Origin of the sequence: Stackebrandtia sp. (assembly GCF_035643755.1) — a bacterium.
Classification (GTDB): Bacteria; Actinomycetota; Actinomycetes; order Mycobacteriales; family Micromonosporaceae; genus Stackebrandtia.
In genome coordinates this window covers 1-2,966 of sequence record NZ_DASQPW010000127.1, presented here as the reverse complement: position 1 = coordinate 2,966, position 2,966 = coordinate 1, and the positions used below count along the sequence as shown (strand labels likewise).

Here is a 2,966-nt window from a genome sequence, read left to right as displayed (position 1 = left end):
GCTGCGGCCCACCGGGCACAGCACCGACCTGGTGGTGCCGGGCGCGCTCGAGCAGTGGCCCGACGAGAACTCGGTGGAGGACTCGCTGGCCGGCGCCGCCGCCTCGGGCGACACCCGCGCGTTCCTCGAGGTGATCCTGCGGGCCTGGGCATACCTGCCCGTCGCCGAGGACTGCCCGCCGTCGGCCCGCCCCGGCGACCCCGAGTTTCGTTGGCACACCGACCTGATCGACGGCTCCTACACCATCACCGCGTTCACCACCCAGAACCGGTTGGTGGCCCGCTACGGCGACCAGAACCAGATCCGCACCACCTTCGGGCGGCTGGTGGCGCAGTGGCCGGGCATCGAATACTCGCTGTACGTCAACCCCGGCACCGAGGTCGGCGCCAACATCCCGGGCCCGCAGGTGACCACATTGGTCACGTGGGCCCGCACCCAGGGCCTGCTGCAGGCCGCGCTGGAGATGGAGGCGTCCAACCCGCCGCCGACGGTGCGGCCGCAGGCGGCGCAGCCCGAGGTGATGCAGAAGGTGCTGCCGCACCATCAGGTCGCCATGACCCTGGAGCGCGGTTACGACCGCGTGGCGGGATTCGTCCACCGCTACGGCGACGTCCAGGACCTCGTCACCCCCGAACAGCTCTACAACGGACTCGGGTTGCTGCGCGAGGGCGCCGACTTCGCGCCCGCCGACGAAGAGGTGCACGTGGTGCGCTGGACGGGCCACCGCACGGAGCTTTACCAGATCGCTTACGGCGGAAACGATGCCGAGTCCGCGCACCGCAACGGCGGCTGGATCGTCGAACCGCCGCCCTTCTCGGGAGACGGCTACGCGCCCAGTGTGGGCGGTCGTCGGATTCCCGAGTACAAGGTGGACAGCGTGCGGCTTCCGCATGGCGCCCAGATGTTCCGCGTCACGGCGGACGGTCGTTCCGCTCCCGTGGCGGTGTACGACTCCGACCGTCGGGAATGGATCAGGTCGGAAGTGGAGGCCGCCGACGCGGGCTGGAACGCCTATCCGCAGTCGAATCCGTTGAGCCAGGAGCAGCAGCATGCGTGACGGCTACGTCGCCCGGTGGCGGGGTGTGGAGTACGACGCCAGTCCGGACGGCGCCCACGTGCGCCTGTATTCGCCCGAGCCCGGCGACGGTTTCGTCGAGGTGGCCGACGGCCGCTATCGGCGCGGTGTGCTGATCTCGGAGATCGAGGACTTCTGCTACGTGCGCACCCTGTGCACCTGGCGCGGCGAGCCCTTCGTGGTGCTCGGGGAGTTCGGTGCCTGGCTGCGGCTGGAGTACTGCGGCGGCAACGCCGACATGGCCCGCCATCTCGGTCTGGAGCCGTATGACGTTGGCGTGTACCAGATCTGGGTGCCGCACGGCGAGGTCGTGGACCTGCGCGAGTCGCGCATCTAGCTCGCGGTCCGGGTAGCCGCCGCGTCCCCACGAGTCCGTGGCCTGACGGCGCATCGCGCCGCTCGAAAAATCTGAGAAGCCCTCGCGTTCGGCGGGGTCGCTGTCGCGGGGTGAGGCGCGCTACAGTGAAAGGCAAGCGTTTGCCATTTCGCGCCCGCCCCGTCCGCACAATCGAGGAGCTCGCATGCCCCACCGCATCCCCGTGGGAATCGCCGTCAACGGCGTGACCGGTCGCATGGGTTATCGGCAGCATCTGGTGCGGTCGCTGCTGGCGATCCGCGAGCAGGGCGGGCTGCCGCGCGCCGACGGCTCGGTGATCTGGCCCGAGCTCACCCTGGTGGGGCGCGACGCGGGCAAGCTGGCCGCGATCGCCGCCGATCACGGCCTCGACAGGTGGTCCACCGACCTGGACGCGGTGCTGGCCGACGAGTCCATCTCCGTCTACTTTGATTCGTTGACCACCCTGCATCGGGTCGGCGCGGTCACCGCCGCCATCAAGGCGGGCAAGCACGTCTACTGCGAGAAGCCGCTGGCCACCTCGGTGGAGGAGTCGCTCGGGTTGGCGCGGCTGGCCCGCGAGCACGGCGTGAAGAACGGCGCGGTGGCCGACAAGCTGTACCTGCCGGGGCTGCGGAAGCTGAAACGCCTGGTGGACAGCGGCTTCTTCGGCCGCATCCTTTCGGTGCGCGGCGAGTTCGGCTACTGGGTCTTCGAGGGAGACTGGCAGAGCGCGCAACGCCCGTCGTGGAACTATCGGACCGAGGACGGCGGCGGCATGGCCCTGGACATGTTCCCGCACTGGAGTTACGTCTTCGAGGGCGTGATCGCCCCGATCACGGCGGTGACCGCGCGGGTCGCCACCCACATCCCCGAGCGCTTCGACGAGTCGGGCGAGGGCTACGCCGCCACGGCCGACGACGCCGCCTACGCCATCTTCGAGCTTCGGGGCGGGGTCATCGCGCAGATGAACTCGTCATGGGCCACCAGGGTCTTCCGCGACGAGCTCGTGGAGTTCCATGTGGACGGAACCGAGGGCAGCGCGGTGGCGGGGCTGCGGCGTTGCCGTGCCCAGCACCGTTCCGTGACGCCGAAGCCCGTGTGGAATCCCGACATCCCGCAAAGCATCGACTTTCGATCACAGTGGACGGAGGTTCCCGACAACGCCGAGTTCGACAACGGTTTCAAGGCCCAGTGGGAGGAGTTCCTGCGCCACGTCGTGGACGACGCGCCGTTCTCGCACGACTTCCTGGCCGCCGCCCGCGGCGTCCAGCTCGCCGAGGAGGGCTACCGTTCCTCCCTCGAGGGCCGCCGCATCGAGCTGTCGGAGCTGACGCTGTGACCGTCGTCGATCTGCCGGGCCACGGCCCGTACCCCATGGGCCCGCCCTCGGTCCCGCACCAACCCGACGCGCCGCTGGAGTCCCGCGTCATCTTCGCCGCCGCCCACGTGGTGGCCGATCCCTTGGCCGACAACGGTCCCGGCGTCGACGCCGCCCTGGACTGGGACGCCACGATCGCGTTCCGCCGCCACCTGTGGTCGCACGGTCTGGGCGTC

At 70.0% G+C, this 2,966-nt stretch carries 4 protein-coding genes; all 4 read left to right on the top strand.

Features of this window, described 5'->3' with window-relative positions:
• Window positions 1–1,057 (top strand): SseB family protein (locus tag VE172_RS09715; protein WP_475525675.1); only part of this gene is annotated, 1,057 nt, incomplete at its 5' end.
• Window positions 1,050–1,412 (top strand): hypothetical protein, encoded by a 363-nt coding sequence (locus tag VE172_RS09710; protein ID WP_324800486.1) that lies wholly within the window; start codon window positions 1,050–1,052, stop codon window positions 1,410–1,412. The genes VE172_RS09715 and VE172_RS09710, both read left to right, overlap by 8 nt.
• Before the next feature lie 184 nt (window positions 1,413–1,596).
• Complete coding sequence (locus tag VE172_RS09705) at window positions 1,597–2,751, top strand: Gfo/Idh/MocA family protein (RefSeq protein ID WP_324800484.1); 1,155 nt, start codon at window positions 1,597–1,599, stop codon at window positions 2,749–2,751.
• Window positions 2,752–2,786: 35 nt separating this feature from the next.
• Window positions 2,787–2,966: DUF993 family protein (locus VE172_RS09700; RefSeq protein WP_349258321.1), on the top strand; the 180-nt coding region annotated here is incomplete at its 3' end.

What these genes read in the sequence shown, in the direction of transcription:
- VE172_RS09710 (WP_324800486.1), top strand. Translation starts at nt 1,050, where the DNA reads ATGCGTGACGGCTACGTCGCCCGGTGGCGGGGTGTGGAGTACGACGCC.
- VE172_RS09705 (WP_324800484.1), top strand. Translation starts at nt 1,597, where the DNA reads ATGCCCCACCGCATCCCCGTGGGAATCGCCGTCAACGGCGTGACCGGT.